Source organism: Wenzhouxiangella sp. XN201, assembly GCF_011008905.1.
Classification (GTDB): Bacteria; Pseudomonadota; Gammaproteobacteria; order Xanthomonadales; family Wenzhouxiangellaceae; genus Wenzhouxiangella.
In genome coordinates, this window is sequence record NZ_JAAIVI010000017.1 from 404,845 (window position 1) to 423,847 (window position 19,003).

General features: G+C 65.6%; 13 protein-coding genes. 7 read left to right on the forward strand and 6 right to left on the reverse strand.

From position 1 onward, the window contains the following. The first annotated feature begins 51 nt into the window (after window positions 1-51). Both G4Y73_RS02380 and G4Y73_RS02385 read left to right on the forward strand, forming a co-directional pair. Window positions 52-2,454 carry an ATP-binding protein gene (locus G4Y73_RS02380; RefSeq protein WP_164228976.1) on the forward strand — a complete coding sequence of 801 codons (2,403 nt, stop codon included), beginning with the start codon at window positions 52-54 and terminating at the stop codon, window positions 2,452-2,454. Then, window positions 2,438-3,295, forward strand: a complete 858-nt coding sequence (locus G4Y73_RS02385) for a universal stress protein (RefSeq protein ID WP_164228978.1) — start codon at window positions 2,438-2,440, stop codon at window positions 3,293-3,295. Before G4Y73_RS02380 ends, G4Y73_RS02385 begins: the two co-directional genes overlap by 17 nt. Before the next feature lie 201 nt (window positions 3,296-3,496). Here G4Y73_RS02385 and G4Y73_RS02390 read toward each other — a convergent pair whose 3' ends face one another. After that, window positions 3,497-4,078: an OsmC family protein gene (locus tag G4Y73_RS02390; protein ID WP_164228980.1), complete on the reverse strand. Its 582-nt coding sequence runs from the start codon at window positions 4,076-4,078 to the stop codon at window positions 3,497-3,499. 136 nt (window positions 4,079-4,214) lie between these two features. On the opposite strand from G4Y73_RS02390, the gene G4Y73_RS02395 reads away from it, so the two are divergent. Beyond that, entirely contained in the window at window positions 4,215-5,303 is a 1,089-nt protein-coding gene (locus tag G4Y73_RS02395) for a helix-turn-helix domain-containing protein (RefSeq protein ID WP_164228982.1), read from the forward strand. Here the strand turns inward: G4Y73_RS02395 and G4Y73_RS02400 are convergent. Continuing rightward, complete coding sequence (locus G4Y73_RS02400) at window positions 5,261-7,858, reverse strand: bifunctional aspartate kinase/diaminopimelate decarboxylase (RefSeq protein WP_164228984.1); 2,598 nt, start codon at window positions 7,856-7,858, stop codon at window positions 5,261-5,263. The genes G4Y73_RS02395 and G4Y73_RS02400 overlap by 43 nt on opposite strands. Window positions 7,859-7,981: 123 nt before the next feature. Between G4Y73_RS02400 and G4Y73_RS02405 the strand changes: the two genes are divergently transcribed. Beyond that, window positions 7,982-8,773, forward strand: a complete 792-nt coding sequence (locus G4Y73_RS02405) for a protein phosphatase 2C domain-containing protein (RefSeq protein WP_164228986.1) — start codon at window positions 7,982-7,984, stop codon at window positions 8,771-8,773. 15 nt (window positions 8,774-8,788) lie between these two features. Further along, on the forward strand, window positions 8,789-9,304 hold the full coding sequence (locus G4Y73_RS02410; RefSeq protein ID WP_164228988.1) for an FHA domain-containing protein: 516 nt from the start codon (window positions 8,789-8,791) through the stop codon (window positions 9,302-9,304). Window positions 9,305-9,322: 18 nt separating this feature from the next. On the opposite strand, the gene crp is transcribed toward G4Y73_RS02410, so the two are convergent. Then, window positions 9,323-9,994 carry a cAMP-activated global transcriptional regulator CRP gene (crp, locus tag G4Y73_RS02415; RefSeq protein WP_240451122.1) on the reverse strand — a complete coding sequence of 224 codons (672 nt, stop codon included), beginning with the start codon at window positions 9,992-9,994 and terminating at the stop codon, window positions 9,323-9,325. A 200-nt stretch (window positions 9,995-10,194) separates the two neighbouring features. Here crp and speD point away from each other — a divergent pair, with 200 nt between their 5' ends. Next, window positions 10,195-10,986 carry an adenosylmethionine decarboxylase gene (speD, locus tag G4Y73_RS02420; protein WP_164228990.1) on the forward strand — a complete coding sequence of 264 codons (792 nt, stop codon included), beginning with the start codon at window positions 10,195-10,197 and terminating at the stop codon, window positions 10,984-10,986. Between the two features lie 493 nt (window positions 10,987-11,479). Here the strand turns inward: speD and G4Y73_RS02425 are convergent, their stop codons facing one another. From G4Y73_RS02425 to G4Y73_RS02435, 3 genes are all read right to left on the reverse strand, one after another. Then, a complete protein-coding gene (locus G4Y73_RS02425; protein ID WP_164228992.1) occupies window positions 11,480-14,932 on the reverse strand; it encodes a hypothetical protein in 3,453 nt (1,150 codons plus the stop codon). Then, window positions 14,929-16,185, reverse strand: coding sequence for a DNA repair exonuclease (locus G4Y73_RS02430; protein ID WP_164228994.1), 1,257 nt, complete (start codon window positions 16,183-16,185; stop codon window positions 14,929-14,931). Before G4Y73_RS02430 ends, G4Y73_RS02425 begins: the two co-directional genes overlap by 4 nt. A gap of 63 nt (window positions 16,186-16,248) precedes the next feature. Next, window positions 16,249-18,156 (reverse strand): ATP-binding cassette domain-containing protein, encoded by a 1,908-nt coding sequence (locus tag G4Y73_RS02435; protein ID WP_164228996.1) that lies wholly within the window; start codon window positions 18,154-18,156, stop codon window positions 16,249-16,251. Between the two features lie 133 nt (window positions 18,157-18,289). Here G4Y73_RS02435 and G4Y73_RS02440 point away from each other — a divergent pair, with 133 nt between their 5' ends. Then, window positions 18,290-18,997, forward strand: coding sequence for a SprT family zinc-dependent metalloprotease (locus G4Y73_RS02440; protein ID WP_164228998.1), 708 nt, complete (start codon window positions 18,290-18,292; stop codon window positions 18,995-18,997). The last annotated feature ends 6 nt before the right edge of the window (window positions 18,998-19,003 follow it).

Consider the following 19,003-nt stretch of genomic DNA (forward strand, 5'->3'; position numbering starts at 1 on the left):
GTACTGTCTCGGCGTTAAAGTAGACCGGAAGGATGAGATACGGGGAATTCCATGGCCGACATCAAGCCGCTCGCCGTTGACCAGGTCTACCGGCGCTGTCCGGAAGACTGTCTGGATTTCGAGACCACCGAAACTCTGGAACCGCTTGGCGATCCTGTCGGTCAGGAGCGGGTCCTTCAGGCCATGCGGTTCGGCACTGGCATCCGCAACCACGGGTTCAATCTCTTCGTGCTCGGTCCCCGCGGCGTGGACCGGCATGCCCTGGTGCGCCGCTTTCTGGAGCAACGCGCGGCTGATGAGAACGTGCCGCCGGACCTGTGCTACGTCTACAACTTCTCCGAGCCCGACGCTCCGCGCGCCATCCGTTTGAGCGCCGGCGATGGCCGGCGCCTGCGTCGCGATATGGACGGCTTCATCGAGGAACTGCGTACTGGCGTGGCGGCGGTGTTCGAGAGCGAGGAATACCAGAGCCGGATGCAGGATCTACAGGAAGGGTTCGAGCAGCGTCAGCAGAAGGGGCTGAGCGCGATCGGCGAGGAGGCCAACGAATCCGGCATCGCACTGATTTCCCGGCCCGGCGGGTTTACGCTGGCGCCGATGCGTGACGGCGAGGTGCTGGAACCCGACGAATACGAGAAGCTTCCCGACGACGAACGCAAGAAGATCGAGGACAAAGTCGCCGAGCTGCAGAAGAAGTTGCAGCAGGAGATCCAGCGCATCCCGGCGTTGCGCAAGGAGCTTCGCAACCGGCTACGGGAGCTCAACGAGGAAATGATTCTGTTCGCGCTCGGCGGGCCGGTACGGGAACTCAAGGATCACTGGTCGCACGAACCGGACGTGACCAGCTACCTGGATGCTGCCCGAGAGCATGTGGTCGAAAACGCCGAGGCGCTGCGCGGGCGACGAGGCAGTGGCCCGCCCGACGAACTGCTCGAACGCTTCCGCGTCAACCTGCTCGTCGACAATGCCGAAGCCGAGGGTGCGCCGATTATCTACGAGGACCTGCCTACGCACCATCACTTGGTCGGCTGGATCGAGCACCAGATGCGCAACGGTGCCCTCTACACCGACGTGTCGATGATCCGCCCGGGATCCATGCACAAGGCCAACGGCGGCTACCTGATCCTCGATGCCCGGCGAGTCCTGTCGCATCCGATGGCCTGGGAAAGTCTCAAGCGCGTGCTGTTTTCCGGCAACGTGCGTATCGAGTCACTCGAGCGGCTCTACGGCCTGGTCAGCACCAGCAGCCTGCAACCCGAGAACATTCCGGTCTCGGTCAAGGTGGTGCTGGTCGGCGAGCGGCTGCTCTACTACCTGTTGGCGCACTACGACCCAGACTTTCTCGAGCTGTTCAAGGTCGAAGCCGACTTCGCTGACGACATCGAGCGCAACGACGACAACCACACGCTCTACGCTCGCATGCTCGCTTCCCTGGCCAGGCAGTCGAACACGCCGCCGCTCGATCGTTCAGCGGTCGCCGGAATGGTCGAGCACGCGAGCCGTCTTGCCGACGACCAGCGCAAGCTGACCGCGGATGATCGGGTGCTGCGCGACGTGCTGACCGAGGCCGGCTACTGGGCCGGAGAGGCGAATTCCGAGGTGATCACTCGCGAGCACGTGCAGCGCGCGATCGACGAGCGCAATGAGCGAGCCGGCCGCCTGCGCCAGGCCAGCCTCGAGCAGATCGACCGGGGCACGGTCATGGTCTCCACCAGTGGCGAAGCCGTGGCCCAGCTCAACGGGCTTTCGGTGATCCAGCTCGGCGACTTTCGTTTCGGGCGCCCCTCCCGGATCACAGCCACGGCACGCCCGGGTCGGGGCCAGGTCGTCGACATCGAGCGGGAGGTCAAACTGGGCGGCCCCATTCACAGCAAGGGCGTGCTTATCCTGTCGCGTTTCATCGCCAGCCGCTACGCGCCCGACAATGAATTGTCACTGTCGGGCAGCGTGGTCTTCGAGCAGTCCTACGGTGGCATCGAGGGTGATTCCGCCTCGCTCGCCGAGACCTGCGCGCTGCTGTCGGCCATTTCCGGCGTGCCCCTCAGGCAGTCCCTGGCCGTGACCGGATCGGTCAACCAGCACGGACAGGTGCAGGCCGTGGGCGGCATCAGCGAGAAGGTCGAGGGATTCTTCGACGTATGCAGACAGGCCGGAGAACTCGACGGGCACGGTGTCATCGTGCCGGCCGCCAACGTCGAGCACCTGATGGTCAAGCCGGCGGTCCGCGAGGCGGTGTCCGAAGACAGATTCCGGATCTACCCGGCCGAGACCGTCAACGATGCTCTCGACCTGCTGACCGGCATGACCGCCGGCGAACTCGACGCCGAAGGCCATTACCCCGACGGCAGTTTCAACCGGCGCGTTGCCGACCGATTGCGGGAGTTCGCGCGCATCGCCCGGAAGTTCAGGGAAGAGCGCGACAAGGGCCAGGAAGGCGATGGAGCAGAAGCCTGAGAACAGCCCACTCGATGAACTGGCGCCGACCAGGGTCGTCGTTCTCGTCGATGCGTCCCCGGACGCCCTGCATGCACTAGAGGCCGGGGCCGATCTCGCGCGGCGTCATGACGTGCCACTGCTCGCCGTTTCAGTGGAAGAGCCGGACCGCGTTCGAAGCGCCGCATATTCCTTTGCCCGTGAGATCGGCGCCGTGTCCGGGTCGATCCGGCCGCTCTACGAGGCGCAGTTGACCCGCCGTCGGCAACGCGCTCCTGCGACCATCCGCCGGGCCATCGAGCAGGTCGCCGATGCGCGGAATCTGGCTTGGGAGCTGGTCGTCTTGCACGGACGCCTGGTGGACGAAGTGCTCGCCCTGTCGGAGCCCGGTGATTTCCTGGTGCTCGGGCGTGTTGGCTGGTCGGCACGGTTGGGGCGCAAGCTCGGCCGGGCGTCCTTGACGCTGGCGCGCGAGGCGGGCGGCACGGTGTACATCTGTTCGGCCGCGCCGGCGAGCGAGCGTGGTCGGATCGCGGTGCTGGTCGAGAGTGTCGATTCCGGACGCACCATGATCGGCCTGTCGGTGGAACGGGCCCGAATGGCCGGCCGAGAATTGGTGGTGTTGCTGGCCCCCTCGGCCGGCGCTCACGGCACGGAGCGACTGGCCGATGCCTTCGGGGATGCGGTTCCGAGGTGGCGTTCGCGGGCCCTGCCGGCGCTTGGCACCGGCGATCTGCTGCGTGCCCTGGCCGAGGAGCGAGTGGTGGAACTGGTGGTACGTCGCGGAGACGGCTGGCTGGGCTCACCCGGCGGCCGTCGACTGCTCGAGCGACTGCCGCTGACCGTTGTCGTCACGAACTGAACCGGCGTGCCGGGGGCTCCGATTCAGCCCGCGACCGTGTCGTCCGGGAATTCCCTGACCGTCCGGCCGAGCCCGCCGAGAGCGTTGAGGACCCCGGCGCGCGCAGGCGACTGCGGAAACGGGTAATTGCTTGGCTTGACGGGTTCGAGACCTGAAGTGCGCGATCCCGAAGTTCGGGATCGCGCCTGGCGCCGAGCCGGTTCAGGCCACGGCACGTGCGTCGGCGCCGACCCGCTCGATCGTCACCGGAACCGGCCGGCACACGGTGTTGCAGACCGGCGAGTGGCCCTGGGCAAACGCCAGCAGGTCATCGAGCTCCTCGTCACTGCAGTCGGCCTCGATGTCCATCCGGATGGTGATGTTCTCATAGCCGGCCGAAACATCCTCGTCGAGCCCGAGCAGGCCCTGCAAGTCGATACTGCCTTCCAGCTCGGTCGACAGCCGGTGGATGGTGATGCCACGGGCGGCGGCGTGCAGCACCGTGGTGGTGGTCACGCAACCGGCCAGGGCGTGCAGCAGGAACTCGACCGGGTTGGCGCCCTCGTTGTCGCCGAGCAGCACCGGCGGTTCGCCGTTGGTGAATTCCCAGCCCTGGGCACGCGAGCTGTCTTCCTGGCCGGCACCGTAGAAGTCCTTGATCTTAGAGCGGTTCTCTCCGCCACTGATCCAGGTGTTGCGGGCACGGAACTCAAACTGGGCCAGGCCGGGGTCGTCGCTCAATGCCTGTACTGTCTGGGTCATCTGTTCCAGGTTCAGGCCGTTCATCGTCTGTGTCTGTTGCATGGTATCGATCCTCTTGCTGTGGTTTGTGTCATTGCCCGAAGCATTCGGGCGCAGGATCAGATTAAGCAACGGCGATTTGGCAATTAAGCAGCAAAAGGGCCAAAATCGGGGCATTCGTGCCAGGCGGGGCGAAAAAATGAATGATTCGGACCGAAAGCTCGTCGCGGTCGACATCGTGGCGGTACCGGAAACGGCCGGTTCGGCCTTGTACGGCATGGTCGACGTGCTGTCGGCAGCCGGCGAACTGTGGCAGACACTGACGCATGAATCGCCCGCTGAAAGGCGCCTGGGTGTGCAAATCGTGGCACCGGCCCCGGGGATGTTTCGATGCGGGCACGGGGTGCCGGTCGTGCCGGAGAAAACGATTCTGCAGGGACCGGCTGCGCCTGTCGTCATCCTCCCGGAACTCTGGCTGGGTCCCGAGGAATCCTTTCACGGCCGGTACCCGGAGTTGATGACCTGGCTCAAGGCTGCCTACGCTGCCGGTTCCGAGATCTACTCAGCCTGCTCCGGCGCGATCATGCTGGCCGAAAGCGGGCTGCTCGACGGTTGCGCCGCCACCTCTCACTGGGGCTACCGGGCGCTGTTCGAGCGCGAATACCCACAAATCGACTTCCGGCCCGAACCCAATCTGGTCGTCGCCGATGCCGAGGGCCGCATCGTCACCGCCGGCGGCTCCACCTCCTGGCATGATCTGGCGCTGCACATCATCGCCCGGCACATCAGCCCCGGGGAGGCCTTGCGCATCGCCAAGGTCTATCTGCTCAAGTGGCACGGCGAGGGTCAGCTCCCCTTCGAGCCGCTGGTCCGCGACACTCTGCATGCCGATGCAGCCATCCGGCGCTGCGAGGGATGGCTGGCCGACCACTTTGCCGACGAGGCGGTGATTGCCGGGGTCACCGAATACTCGGGGCTGGCGGAGCGAACGCTCAAGCGGCGTTTCAAGCGGGCCACCGGCGTGACGCTGAAAGACTATGTGCAGAATCTGCGGGTCGAGGAAGCCAAGCAGCTGCTCGAGTCGACCGGCGAGCCGGTCGACGAGATTTGTGCCCGCGTCGGTTACGAGGATGAATCCTTTTTCAGGCGGCTGTTCAAGCGCCGGACCGGCCTGACGCCGGCCCGCTACCGGCGACTGTTCCGGCCGGTGGCACGTCTGGCGGAGCCGGCGCCCGCCGAGGGCGCTCAGTCCAGAGTCAGTTCCGGCGCGGGCGCCCGCAGGTTGTAGTGCGAGGCCATCGCCGCGCCGTAGGCGCCCGTGTTGGCGATCAGCATGATGTCGCCTTCGCGCGAGTCGGGCAGCAGTCGATCGAGGCCGAGGATGTCGCCGCTTTCGCAGATCGGGCCGACCACGTTGTAGACGCGGTTGCCGCCCTCGTCCAGGCGCGAGAGGTTGACGATTTCGTGCCAGGCGCCGTAGAGCGCCGGGCGAATCAGGGAGTTCATGCCGGTGGCCAGGCCGATGTAGCGCACATCGCCCTTGCCCTTGGTCTGGGTTACCCGGGCCAGCAGCACGCCGGCGGGTGAGACGACGTAGCGTCCGGGCTCGATCCAGATGCGCACCGAGCTCGGCAGCTGCTTGCGCAGTTGTGCCAGGCCGCCGTCCATGGCGGCGATGTCCAGCGGCAGTTCGTCGGCTCGATCCGGCACACCCAGGCCACCGCCGAGGTTGATGATTTCGACCGAGTCGATACGCCGGGCGGCCTCGCCCAGGGTTTCCAGGCTGCGGTGCCAGTTGTCGGCATGCATGATGCCCGAGCCGGTATGGGCGTGCAGCCCCCTGATTCGAATATCGTGGGCGCGACACAGGGTCAGGGCGCGATCGAGTTCGCTTAAGGGGATGCCGAACTTGGCATGGCTGCCGGCGGTCCGCACCAGCTTGTGATGGCCCAGCCCGGAGCCCGGATCCAGGCGCAGGAAGACCGACTGGCCGGCCAGGTCGCTGCCCCAGTGCTCGAGTACGTAAAGGTTGTCGATGGTCAGCGGCAGGCCCAGCTCGACGGCCTGGCGATACTCGGCACGACCGGCAAAGTTGGGCGTGAACAACATGTCCCCTGCCGCAAGTCCGTTGACGGAATCGAGCGCGCGCCGCGCCTCGTTGAGCGAGACGCACTCGATGCCCAGTCCGGCATTGACCGCGGTGCGCAGGATTTCCGGATGCGGATTGGCTTTCATCGAATAGAGCACGCGATCGACCGCGCCGAGTGACAGCAGCCGCTCGCAGGCAGCGCGCACGCTCGGCAGGTCATAGACGTAGGCGCATTCGCGGCCGTCCATCAGTTTGATCAGTTCCTCGCGGCGCGTTTGCCACCACGGTTTGGTTGCGACCGGGCCGGCGTCGTTGCGGAACAACTGCTCCCAGGTCGGGCCGAACACCGAGTCGCCGCCGACGCCGCCGGGAATGACTTGCTGGTGCAGCTGCTGGACCAGGCGGTCGGCGTGGCGCGATTCGACGACAAAGGTGAGGTTGAGGTCGTTAGCCGCCTGGCTGACCTGGAAGATGCGGCGTTGCTCGAACACTTCCAGCGCCGGGCCGAGCCGGTGCAGGATCGTGCGGATGCCCAGCCCGACCAGGCTGACGGTCGCGCAATCGCTCAGGATCTCGACCTTGCACAGCTTGCCCAACTCGCGGGCGAGTTCCTCGAGCACGGGTCGATCGGCCACGTTGGCATCGGGATCGAGCGTGAGTGTCACGTTCGACTCCGATGTGGAGACCTGGTCGACCGACAGGTCGAGCCGCCGGAACACCTCGAACACCGCGGCCAGAAAGCCGACCTGCTGCCACATGCCGATATCTTCGAGCGAAACCAGGGTAATCGGCTTGCGCTGGACGATGGCCTTGACCTGGGCACCATGCTCGCGCGCCGCCGGTGTAATCCGCGTGCCCTCGATGTCGGGCCGGTCGGTCTGGTGCATCTTGATTTCGATGCCGTGTTCGTGGGCCGGAATCAGCGCTGCCGGATGCAGGGCTTTGGCTCCCATGGCGGCCAGTTCCTGGGCTTCGCGGAAGCCAACCTGCCTGAGCAGGCGGGCACCCGGCACGTGCCGCGGGTCGGCCGAGAACAGGCCGGGTACGTCCGAAAAGATGTCCACGGTATGGGCGCCGAGCACCGCTGCCAGCGATGTTGCCGAGGTGTCCGATCCGCCGCGTCCGAGCAGCACCGTCTCGCCGCCGGGATTGGCGGCGATGAATCCGGGCATCACCCAGACCCGGCTCTTCTTGGCCAGGCTTTTCGCTTTTGCCGGATCGGATTGCGGTCGGCAACGTGCCGACAGGTAGCGCGCGCGTCGGGAGCGCGACTCGGTCTCGAAGCTGACCAGAAGGTCGCGGCTGTCGAGCCATTGCGCAGCGACGCCGTCGAGCTCGAGTCGAGCCACGCTCAATCGGCTCGACAGTCGTTCACCAAACGCCAGCAGTTGGGCCTGTTTGGCCGGGCTGCTTGAATCGTACTCGCCGTCCAGGAAGGTCTGGAGCGCTGCCAGCGTTTCGTCGAGTGCGCTTGGGTCCAGCCCGCATTCTTCGAGTAGGCGCCGATGACGCTGGCCCAGTTCGGCCAGCAGCACCGCGTTGTCGGCTTGTGCACCATCGTCGATATGCGCCTGCAGCCGGTCGGTCACGCCGCGCAGGGCCGAAACGACCACTACCACGGGTTGCCCCTGTTGGCTGAATTCGCGCACTCGCGCGACGATGTGCGGCCAATTTTCGGCGCGTGCCACGGAGCTGCCACCGAACTTGAGGATGCGCCAGTGTGTCGTTGCGGCCGTCGGGATTTGCGGGTTCACGTTGTGGTCGTTTCGAGTGGGTTCGCTGTGGAGGTAAAAATCGGCTATTCTGGCCGAAAACACGGTCAGGCCGCCGTGACAGGCGGGCCGCAGACACCGGAAATTCTACGCGATACGACAATCATGAGCAGTGTGACGGAAACGTCGGGGAGCAGGCGGTCGGCATCGGTCAGCGATATCGGCCGCGTGCGGAGGGAAAACCAGGATGCCATTCTCGCCGACGACGAACTGGGCCTTTGGCTGGTAGCCGATGGTATGGGTGGCCATGCCGGGGGTGCCCGGGCCAGCGAGGTTGCGCGCGAAACCGTCCGTGAACAGGTAGCCGGCGGCGCGGCGCTGGCCGATGCTGTGGTGGCGGCGCACTACGCCATCCGAGGCGAACAGCACAACCGCCCCGAGTACAACGACATGGGAACGACCATCGTCGCCCTGGCCGAGCGGGCGCCGGAGTTCGAAGTCTGCTGGGTCGGCGACAGCCGTGCTTACCGGTTTTCTCCGTCAACGGGTCGGCTCGAGCTGTTGACCCGGGATCACAACGTGGCAGGGGCTCTGGTCGCGTCCGGCGCGCTCTCGCCGGATGAAGCCACGCGTCACCCGCAACGCCATGTATTGACCGATTGTCTGGGCCTGGCCGGAAACGAGGATCCGCGGGTCGATGTCGTCACGGGACGCTGGCAGGCCGGCGATCTGATCCTGCTATGCTCCGACGGCCTGTCGGGGGAGCTCGGCGACGCGGAGATTGAACGAATTCTCAATGCGGCCGAAGATGTCGATTCAGTGCGGGTGGTCGACGCCCTGCTCGAAGGCGCGCTGGCCGCAGGCGCGCACGACAACGTGTCGGTCGTCGTGGTCGCTGCACCAATGGAGGGTCCGACGCCGGCTGCGCGATGGAAATGGCCATTTCGGCGCCGCTAACGGGAGATAACGATCATGACCAGTGACAATGAACGCAGAGCACGTCGGGACCAGGGGCCGCAGGGCACCCAGGTTTTCAGTCGCGAGGAAGTCAGCCAGCTGATCGGGGAAGCATCCGAGGCGGAGTCCACAACCTCACGGGCCGAGCTGTCGGGTCTGAGCGAGGGTGTCAGCGGCCAGAGCTTCGCCCTCACTTCGGCGCGCATGGTCATCGGCCGGGCCGAAAGCTGTAACCTGCGAATCGACGACGCCAGTGTTTCGTCCGAACACGCCCGTCTGAGCCGCGACGCCGGCGGCTGGCGCGTGGTCAACCTGCTGTCGACCAACGGGACTTTTGTCAATGAGCAGAAAGTCTCGAGTGCGGCGCTGAGCGATGGCGATCGCCTCCGCTTCGGTCGCGTGGAATTCCGCTTTCACAATCCCGACGAGGCTGATACGGCTGGTAGCTCCGGTCACCCTCGCTGGATGCCCTGGCTGGCAGTGGCAATCGTGCTGGCCGCTGCCGCCGGTCTCGCGCTCTGGTTGCTGTGACGCCGCGGGCGGCGCCGGTCAGCCCGGTGCGCCCTTGAAAGTGCCGAGAACGACGACGGTCTTGCCCGAGGCGCGGATCATGCCCTCTTCCTCGAGGCTTTTCATCACCCGACCGGCCATCTCGCGCGAGCAGCCGACGATGCGACTCAATTCCTGACGCGTGACCTTGATCTGCGTGCCTTCCGGGTGCGAAATGGCATCCGGCTCGCTGCACAGGTCGATCAGTGTCTTGGCGATTCGACCCTGGGTGTCGAGGAAGGCCAGGTGGTAAACCTTGCGCCGGGTGTGGAGCAGTCGCTGGGCCAATTTCGAGCCGATCGCCGTGAGAATGTCGACGGCATGCTCCTTCAATTCCTTGTCCAGCGCGTCGCGCAGGCGCTCGTAGGAGACTTCTGCCACTTCGCACTTGGTGCGGGTGCGCACCAGTGATTCGCGCGGCGAGGGCTTCATGAACAGGCCCATCTCACCGATGAAGTCGCCGGGGTTGAGATAACTCAGGATCAGTTCGCGACCGTCGTCTCCCTCGGTCGACACCGAAACCGAGCCCTCGATGATGTAATACAGGCTCTGTCCAGGGTCGCCGGGCCGCGTCACGGTGGACTTGGCCGGGAAATGCTGGCGCTGACAAATACTCAGGAAACGATCCATCGCCTCCCGATCGATCGGGTAGAACTGGAATTCTTTCATCATCTGCTCGATTGTGTGTTTGATGACGGCCCCTTGGGCACCGTGTGGCACCGCTAATGATCATCAATTCTGCCGTGGTCCGTGATGAACGTCAAACTCCGTGTGAGTGAGTGCCCGGGCGGACGTCTCCTGCGGGGTGGAAACGAGCGGGTCAGATCGTCGATAATCGCGCGTTTGGCCCGCGCCGATTACGGAATTTCCGCATGGTTTCACGCCGCATCAAGCTCCACGGTTTCAACAACCTGACCAAGGCACTGAGCTTCAACATCTACGATCTGTGCTTTGCCACTTCCAGCGGCGAGCGCAAGGACTACATCGCCTATATCGACGAAGCCTACAACGCCGAGCGGCTGACGCAGATCCTGACGGACGTCTCGCACATCATCGGTGCCGACATCCTCAACATCGCGCGCCAGGACTACGAGCCGCAGGGCGCGAGTGTGACCATGCTGATTGCGGAGGAGCCGGTCGAAAATGCCGGCGAAGCCGGTTTGGCCGCGCCCGGGCCGCTGCCGGAGTCGGTGGTCGGGCACCTCGACAAGAGCCACATCACGGTTCACACCTATCCGGAAAGTCATCCGCATGACGGCATCTGCACTTTCAGGGCCGACATCGACGTGGCGACCTGTGGCGTGATTTCGCCGCTGAAGGCACTCAACTACCTGATTCACAGTTTTGAGTCCGACATCGTCACGGTCGACTATCGGGTGCGGGGCTTCACCCGTGATGTGCGCGGCCGCAAGCATTTCATTGACCACAAGATCACCTCGATCCAGGACTACTTCAGCCGCGATACCAAGAAGGCCTACGAGATGATCGACGTCAACGTCTACCAGGAAAACCTGTTCCACACCAAGATGCGGCTCAAGGAGTTCGAACTGGACAACTACCTGTTCGGCATCAACGCCAACGATCTCGAAACACGCCAGCGCACTCGCATCGAGAAACGCCTGCGCAAGGAGATGCAGGAGTTGTTCTATGGGAGAAATCTGTAGGGATAGGCTGGTCGGGCGCGCCGAAATCGCCGCTCACTCCCACGACTTGCCCGGCTGCAGAATCGGCTGATTCAGCAGCCGGGTTCCCTGCGGTTCTCGCCTCACGCGGGGCCCGCCTCAACTCGCTACGAGCCTTCGGCTCTCCGCTCAAACATCGGCGGTCCTTGATCCGCGTGAGCCTGCGATCCTCGGCTGCGTCGAAGTCGCGAGCGCCGATTTCGGCGCGCCCTTGCATCTGGTGGAGCGTGTGTCACGGCATGTGAGGGTCAGGCCGGCACCTGTTTTCGCGACTTCGACGCCGCCGAGAAGCGCAAAGCCGATCGGAACAAGGGCCACCGATGTCTGAGCGGAGGGCCGAAGGCCCGTAGCGAGTTGAGGTGGACCCCGATCGGCTTGAGCATCGCAGGGTATCCTCCCGCGAAATCGCACGATTTCACGGGAGGACAAGTCGCGGGAGCGAGAACAGGTGCCGGCCTGACCCGGTCCTCATTCGTCAGCTCTGGTGGTTCGAGAGCGGATCATCGATGGCGCTGACCACCCACTCGCGCAGGTCGGCGGCTTCTTCTGCTGCCAGGCCAGTGCGGCTGGCGATTTCGGCGGCGGTGATGGCGGGGTGGTCGGGATGCAGGGCGAGGTAACGGTTGTCGACCAGCCATTGCTCGAGCGCTTCGGTGGTGTCATTGCGGAAGCGGCTGACCTGGCCGGCATGCAGGCCCTCGATGAGCCGGACGGGATGCCCGCCGACCTCGTCAACCAGGTCGAGTACCCGCGGCATGAACGTATCGGTGATCTGGCCGAAGGCACTCAGGGTTCCGGCGTCGACCGGACGGTGATGACGGGCTCGCCAGTCATCGAGGATCAGGGCTGCAGCATTGCAACGTCGTTTGAGCAGGTCGCGTTCGTTTTCGTCGATGATCGAATCGTCTTCTTCGCTGTCGATGTAGCCGCTCAGCTCGCCGACTCGGCCGAGTTCGACCCGCATCAGTCTTGCGGCGAGTTCGAGCCGGTCGTGGAGCAGGTGGAAGACGCTGACCATACCGGTGCCCAGCCAGGGATTGATGGCGCTGATGCCGGCTTCCCGGGCCCAGGTTTCCGGGTCCTTGTCGGCCGGCTCGGGCACCTCGCGACGGCGGCTCTCGCCCGCCGGCATGGCCAGCTTGAGGGGCTCCACCTGGCCGCGCCGGACCTCGGCCATATCGACGGTATGCGGCTGTGGCCCGTCGCCGGCCCAGGCAGCCCAGGCGGTTGCCTCGTCGCTTTGGGCGGTGAGGTAGAACATCTGTCGTCCGCCAGCAACGATTTCCTGGACCGACTGCACCACCAGCTGGTAGCGGTCTGGATCGGAGGTGGTCAATACCTCGTCCATGAACACCGGCAGCGGTTCGCGGTTGCGCTCGGCCTGCTCGATCCAGGCCAGCCTGAGTGCCAGCAGCAGCTGTGCCCGGGTCGCGGTCGAGAGCTTGGTCAGCGCCAGCGCCCGCTCGGCGCGCGTGTCGTAGGCCTCGAAGAACTCGCCGCCGAAGCGCAGACGGTAGCGATGCCGAGTGAAGCGTTCGAACCACTGGCCGGCGCGGCGCAGCGTGGCCGGCTCGTTGTCGGCCTGGTGGGCACTGCGAACGTCCTCGACCATGACTTCGCCGGCAATGGCCAATAGCTGGGCCTCGAAGTCTTCTTCCAGTTGCTGCCGGCAGTTCTCGTAGCGCCCGGTCAAAGCCTGCAGTTCGCGCCGCTTGACGAGGTCCTCATGCCGGGTATGGATGGTGGCGATGTGGCGGTTGAGTTCGTCGCGGCGCGCGGCCTGTTCGGCCAGTTGCTCGCGCTGCTGCTCGAGCGCATCGCGTTTTTGTTCACGGGCCTGCTTCAACAGTGCCACGTCGCCTTCCAGTCGTTGCTCGAGACGGGCGACTTCGAGTGAGCGATCGCGACGTTGTTGCTCGAGCTGGCGCCACTCCTCGAATTGCTCGATGCGCTGCACCAGGGTGTCATGGGCGCCGGGTTTCAGACCGGCCTGTTCGAATACCTGTCCGTGGCGCTCATCGAGCATCTTGATGTCGGCTTCGAGTTCGCCGAGCCGGTGGCGGTGCGCCTGGATTTCGTTGTGCAGCTCGGCGTTGGTGCGCATGCGCGGCGTCAGTTGGTGCAGCACGGTGGCGAGCTTGCGGCTGGAGACGTCGTCCAGGGCTTCGAATCCATGCCGCTCAAGGAGTTTGGTGGCCTGGCCGCGGGCACTGGCGTGGGCCGAGCGGGCCTGCTCGAGCGACTTTTTCTGTTTTCGGACTTCTTCGTCAGCGCGTTGCCAGTCGTGCAGGTAGCGCGCCCAGAGCAGGAACCCGGCGTCCATGCGCGGTTCGGCGCTCAGGCCGTGCTTGCCGGCTGCCTCCTCCAGGCGGGTGCGCGACTGCTCCAGGTTGTCACGCTCGAGGTTGAGTCGGTCGCGCAACTCGATGGCGCGATTGTGCTGCACCTCGCGGCTGGTGGCCGCGGCCAGTTCCTGTTCGAGTCGCTCGAGCCGTGATTCGACCTCGCTCTCGGCCCAGCTCAGCGGCGCTTCGACCTCGCTGGCCAGAAAGCGCGAGCGGGCCGCGGCCAGGTAGCGATAGCGCAGCACGAAGCGCACCAGCAATGCGGCCGGAATGCCGACTGCCAGGGCGATCAGCAGCACCAGTTCACCGAAGGGCTCGATCTCGCGCGGTCCGAGCATTCGCCAGCCGGCCAAAACAGCCGTCAGGGTGAGTCCGCCCCAGAGCACGCCCTCGAGGCCGCTCAGGCGTGCGTGTTCGAGCCAGTCGACCAGCGCGTCGCGTGCCTGGAGCAGCGACTGGGCGGTGTCCGGGGAGGCGCTGCCGGGTACGTGCAGGCGCGCCAGTTCGGCGCTGATGGCGCGCAGTTTCTCGCGCTGGTCGAGGACCTTGTCGACTTGGCGCTCGATGTGCTGGACGTCGTCGGGCGTCAAGGCACCGGGTGGTTCTTCCTTGTGCTGCCCGCCCAGCCGGGCAGCGGCGCTTTCGCGTTCGGCCAGCGCCTGTTCCAGGGCACTGGCATGCTGGTCGATACGGCGCTCGATGTCGGCCAGGGCATCGCGCCGGTCGGCCAGTTCGGCCTGCACGGCTTCGAGCTGTTGCGGGTCGACGCCGCCGCTGGCAGTCAGTCGTTGTTCGGCTTGTTCCAGCGCCTGGCGGGTCAGGTCGATGTCCTTGCGGCGCTGGGCAAGCTGCTCGTCGATCTGGTCGAGACGGGTGAGTTCGTCCCCGCGCAGGCGGTCCATGCCGCCGGGAAACTCCTCGATCAGTGTGTTTTCCAGCGCCGTTCGCGCAGCGATTGCGTCGGCCAGTGCCAGTGCGTCCTCGCAGGCGCGCAGGCGGGTGGCCGCATCGCCGGTGGCCGCAAACTCGGCTTGCAGCGCGTCGAGCCGGTCAAGTTCATCCTTGAGACTGTCGTACTCGGCTTGCTTCTCGTCGATCGCGCGGGCCAGGTCGGCGAGTTCACGCGAGCGCTTCTGTGGTCGGGGTGGCCGGACCAGCGGGGCTTCGGCCCGGACCGCGTCGAGGTCGTAGCCGCCGGCCAGCAGGGTCCGGACCTGGCCGGCGATGTGTTCCTCGGTGTCGCCCAGGCGGGCCAGGTCCTCGGAGCTGACCAGGTAGGCACCGATGCTCTCTGCGGCGGGCAGGGGCGGCGGCGGTGCCGGTTCGCTGCCTTCCAGCCAGGTGACCTGTTCGCCATGGCGTTCGCATTCCAGTGTTCGCTCGCCCAGTCGCCAGTGGGCCCGGATGTGGCAGAACCCCGGTGTGAGTTCCGGGTAAAGCAGGGCGCGGACGGCTCGTACGATGCTGGACTTGCCCGAGGCATTGGGGCCGGTGATGAAATTGACGGCATCGGGCGCAAAGCGGATCGAGACCGGGCCTTCGAGCCCGGCCAGCGAGCGAATGTCGATGCGCTCGAGCTTCACCGTGCGTCCTCGTGCTGATCGGTCAGGCGAATCAGGGCCAGGCGGCTGGCGCGCTTCAGCCAGGCGGCGACGGTGTCGTCGTCGAGTGACTGGTCCAGATCCCGGAATTCGCGCGAACCGATCAATGGGCTCATGGCTTCACGGCCGCGCTGGACCAGGCGATCGTACTCTTCGCTGTCGGGCGCCTCGAGCGCCAGCAGCCGTCGCGCGAGCAGGCCGCGCGGGTCGGACTGGCGGGCCAGGCGCTTGAGATCCAGCTGCGGCAGCAGCGCCGACTCGATCTTCTGGATAAAGCAGGCGATGCCGGCCTCGTTCCACGACCGGCCGTCGGCGGCCAGTTCGCCGGCGGCCGCCGTGATCTCGCTGGCCCGGCCGCTTTGTCCCGTGAGCGTGATGCGAAAGCCGACCGCCAGCGGCGGTTCATCGTGCTCGGCCAGGCCCTGGATGCGATCGCGCGTGCCGGCCAGAATGCGTTCGCCGAGCCCGGCGGCATCGTCGAGTTCGGTGCAGTCGATTTCGATGGCTTCATAGCGCATCGGTGCGAGGGGTTGGTGCTCGGCGGTGATCTTCTGTTTCCCGACCTGCAACAGCCAGGGCCCGCGCGGCCCGGTTTCTGAAGCGCGCAGGGCGGTGACCGAGCCGAGATAGCCGATCGGCCGATCGCCGTCGAGCCGGTCGGGGCGATGAATGTGGCCGAGTAGCCAGGCGTTGACCGGTGTGGCCTCGAGTTCGCTCGTGCTGACCGGAGCGTAAGGGCTGTCGGCCTGATCGAGATCGCAGTGCAGCAAGCCGATGACCGGGTACTTGCCGCGCTGGATTTGGAGCTTCGACAGTGGGCTCTGGCGGACCTGCTCGCGCGGAAACGACCAGCCGACAATGTCCAGGTTGCCGAGGCGGCGTGTCTGCCATTCGCCGCCGGCGCCGAGCAGTTCGAGGCCGTCGATTTCGTCGGCCAGCCGCGGCAGGATAAGCGTGTCGTGGTTGCCGGCGACGGCCAGTACGGGTATGTCGGCAGCCACCAGCTGCTCGATGCCGGCCTTGAGTTGGCCGTAGCCGACGAAGAAGTCGCGACCCTGATCGACCAGGTCACCGGCGAGCAGCACGGCGTCCACGTTACGGTTCAGGGCAAGTTCCACGCAGCGCGTCCAGGCCGCTTCCGGGCCGAGCGCGTCGCGCCGCCGGTCGAGATCCTCCGGGATCGCTGACGGCGGCCGTCCAAGATGCATGTCGCCGATTGCAAGCAGCGTGGTCACGTGTCGGGGGCCCTCAGGAACGACGGTTCAACATAAATGAAACGGCCCGGAGCGACAAGCCGGTCAGCCTTGTTCTGCTTCGAGCGCTTCGGCGGCCTCCATCCACGCCTGCTCGATTTCATCCAGCGATTCCCGCAGTTCGGTCTGGCGGGCGAGCAATTGTTGCAGGCGCTCGGACTGGTCGTCTTCGTATAGCGCCGGGTCGGCCAGTTCGGTTTCGAGATCGGCCAGCGCGCGATTGGACTGTTCGAGCTGGCGGTCGAGCTTGTCGACGCGGTTCTGCAGCGGTTTGATGCGGGCCCGGCGCTCGGCCTGGTCGCGGCGCCTGGCCTTGCGGGCATCGGCCGAATGCGGCCTGGCAGCCTCGGAAGCGGCGGGTGAGGCGCTCTCCCCAGCGGCGCTCCCGCGCTCCTGCAGCCAGCGGCGGTAGTCGTCGAGATCGCCCTTGAAGGGTCGCACACCGCCGTCGGCCACCAGCCAGTAGTCGTCGACCGTATTGCGCAGCAGGTGGCGGTCGTGGGACACCGTCACCACGGCCCCTTCGAAGCCCTGCAGGGCCATGGTCAGGGCGTGACGCATCTCGAGGTCGAGGTGGTTGGTCGGTTCGTCGAGCAGCAGCAGGTTGGGCGCCTGCCAGACCAGCAGGGCCAGCACCAGGCGCGCCTTTTCCCCACCCGAGAACGGTGCCACCCGGTCCGTGGCCATATCGCCGCGAAAGTCGAAGCCACCGAGAAAATCGCGCAGGCTCTGCTCGCGCTCGTCGGGAGCGATGCGTTGCAGATGCGTGACCGGGCTGGCCTCGGGGTCGAGTTGTTCGAGCTGGTGCTGGGCGAAGTAGCCGATTTTGAGGTTGCGGGTCAGCGTGATGCGGCCGGCCAGGGGTTCGAGCTCACCGGCCAGGGCACGAACGAAGGTCGATTTCCCGGCACCGTTGAGCCCGAGCAGACCGATGCGATCACCCGGCGCCAGGCTGGTCGAAATGGCGTCGAGCACAACCGTCTGACCGTAACCGAGCCGTACGTTCTCGAGATGAACCAGCGGATTGGATGCGCGTCGCGGTTCAGGAAAGACGAAGTCAAAGGGCGAATCGGCGTGTGCGGGGGCGACCTGCTCCATGCGTTCGATCGCCTTGAGCCGGGCCTGGGCCTGGCGCGCCTTGGTCGCCTTGGCGCGGAAGCGGTCGACAAACTGCTGCATATGCGCGATCTGGCGCTGCTGCTTCTCGAAGGTCGCCTGCTGCTGGGCCAGTTGTTCGACGCGCTGACGCTCGAAGTCGCTGTAGCCACCGCGGTAGGTGTTGAGCTGCCGCTGTTCGATGTGGATGATTTCTTCGATCACGTTGTCGAGAAAATCGCGGTCGTGCGAAATCACCACCAACGTGCCGTCGTAACGCCTGAGCCAACCCTCCAGCCAGTCCACGGTTTCCATATCGAGGTGATTGGTTGGCTCGTCGAGCAGGAGCAGGTCCGAGGGGGTCATCAGCGCCCGCGCCAGGCTCAGGCGTATGCGCCAGCCCCCCGAGAAACTGCCGACCGGATTCTCGTGCGCGTCGGCCGAAAAGCCCAGTCCATTGAGCAGGGAGCCGGCGCGTGCGCGGGCCGTGTAACTGTCGGCATCGTCCAGCCGGGCGTGCGCCTCGGCAATGGCGTGGCCGTCGCTGCCGCTCTCGGCGCTGACCAGCGCGGCTTCGGCATCTCGCAGGCGCTGGTCACCGTCCATCACGTACTCGATGGCTGGCCGCTCGAGATCGGCGATCTCCTGGGCCATGAACCCAATGGTCCAGTCATCCGGAACCGACGCGTCGCCCTGATCGACCGACAGCTCGCCCAGGAGCAGGCTGAACAGGCTGGATTTTCCGCTGCCGTTGGCCCCGACCAGCCCGACCTTGTGACCGGGATAGATCGTGGCCGAAGCGTCCTCGAGCAGGGGCTCGGGGCCGTGGCGGAGGGTGATTCCAGAAAGATTAATCATTTCGTTGGCTGGTTTGCTCGTTCGCTTGTTTGCCGGTTCAGGCTTGCGGTGATCTGCGATCGCCACTTCCGGCCCGGCGGCGTATGGTAGCGCAGTACTATGTTGTGCCAACCAGCCAACCAGCCAACCAGCCATGACTTACCGCCTTCGCCACCATCCCCGGGCCCGACGCGTCAAGCTGCGCGTCGAGCGCGACGGTGCGCTGGTCGTCACGGCGCCCAGAGGTGTACGGCGTGGCGAGGTTGATCGCTTCGTGGCGACGCAGGAAGGCTGGATTGCCCGTGTGCGGGAGCGATTGGCCCGGCAGAGGGCGGGGCGCGATCCGGCCATGTTCGGCCTACGCCCGATGCGTATCGAGCTTCCAGCACTGGGAGAACACTGGTGCGTGGTCTACGGCGAAGGGGAAGAAGAAGTTCGCCATTGCGATTCCGAACGACCCGGTCGGTCCGTGCATCTGCCAGCGAACGAATCGAATCAGGCGACCGTCCTGCGCCTGCAGGACTGGCTCAAGCGGCGGGCTCGCCGCGCGCTGACCCCCTGGGTGGATGAGTTGGCCGAAATGCACGGCATGGACCACGGCCGGGTCAGTTTCCGTAATCAACGCTCACGTTGGGGCAGCTGTTCGTCGACCGGCAATCTCTCGCTCAACGCCAGGCTGCTGTTCTGCTCCCCCGAAGCCTGCCGCTACGTCCTCATCCACGAACTCGTTCACCTCGAGCATCCCAACCACTCGCCCGCGTTCTGGCAACGCGTCGCTGAACTCTGTCCGGCGTATCGCCAGCACATGCGGGAACTCAAAGCCGTCTGGAACGCTCTCCCGGACTGGGTCACTGTTGCCTGAAACCGC

Coding starts and splice junctions, on each gene's coding strand:
- G4Y73_RS02380 (WP_164228976.1), top strand. CDS start 52: ATGGCCGACATCAAGCCGCTCGCCGTTGACCAGGTCTACCGGCGCTGT.
- G4Y73_RS02385 (WP_164228978.1), top strand. CDS start 2,438: ATGGAGCAGAAGCCTGAGAACAGCCCACTCGATGAACTGGCGCCGACC.
- G4Y73_RS02390 (WP_164228980.1), bottom strand. CDS start 4,078: ATGCAACAGACACAGACGATGAACGGCCTGAACCTGGAACAGATGACC.
- G4Y73_RS02395 (WP_164228982.1), top strand. CDS start 4,215: ATGAATGATTCGGACCGAAAGCTCGTCGCGGTCGACATCGTGGCGGTA.
- G4Y73_RS02405 (WP_164228986.1), top strand. CDS start 7,982: ATGAGCAGTGTGACGGAAACGTCGGGGAGCAGGCGGTCGGCATCGGTC.
- G4Y73_RS02410 (WP_164228988.1), top strand. CDS start 8,789: ATGACCAGTGACAATGAACGCAGAGCACGTCGGGACCAGGGGCCGCAG.
- crp (WP_240451122.1), bottom strand. CDS start 9,994: ATGATGAAAGAATTCCAGTTCTACCCGATCGATCGGGAGGCGATGGAT.
- speD (WP_164228990.1), top strand. CDS start 10,195: ATGGTTTCACGCCGCATCAAGCTCCACGGTTTCAACAACCTGACCAAG.
- G4Y73_RS02435 (WP_164228996.1), bottom strand. CDS start 18,156: ATGATTAATCTTTCTGGAATCACCCTCCGCCACGGCCCCGAGCCCCTG.
- G4Y73_RS02440 (WP_164228998.1), top strand. CDS start 18,290: ATGACTTACCGCCTTCGCCACCATCCCCGGGCCCGACGCGTCAAGCTG.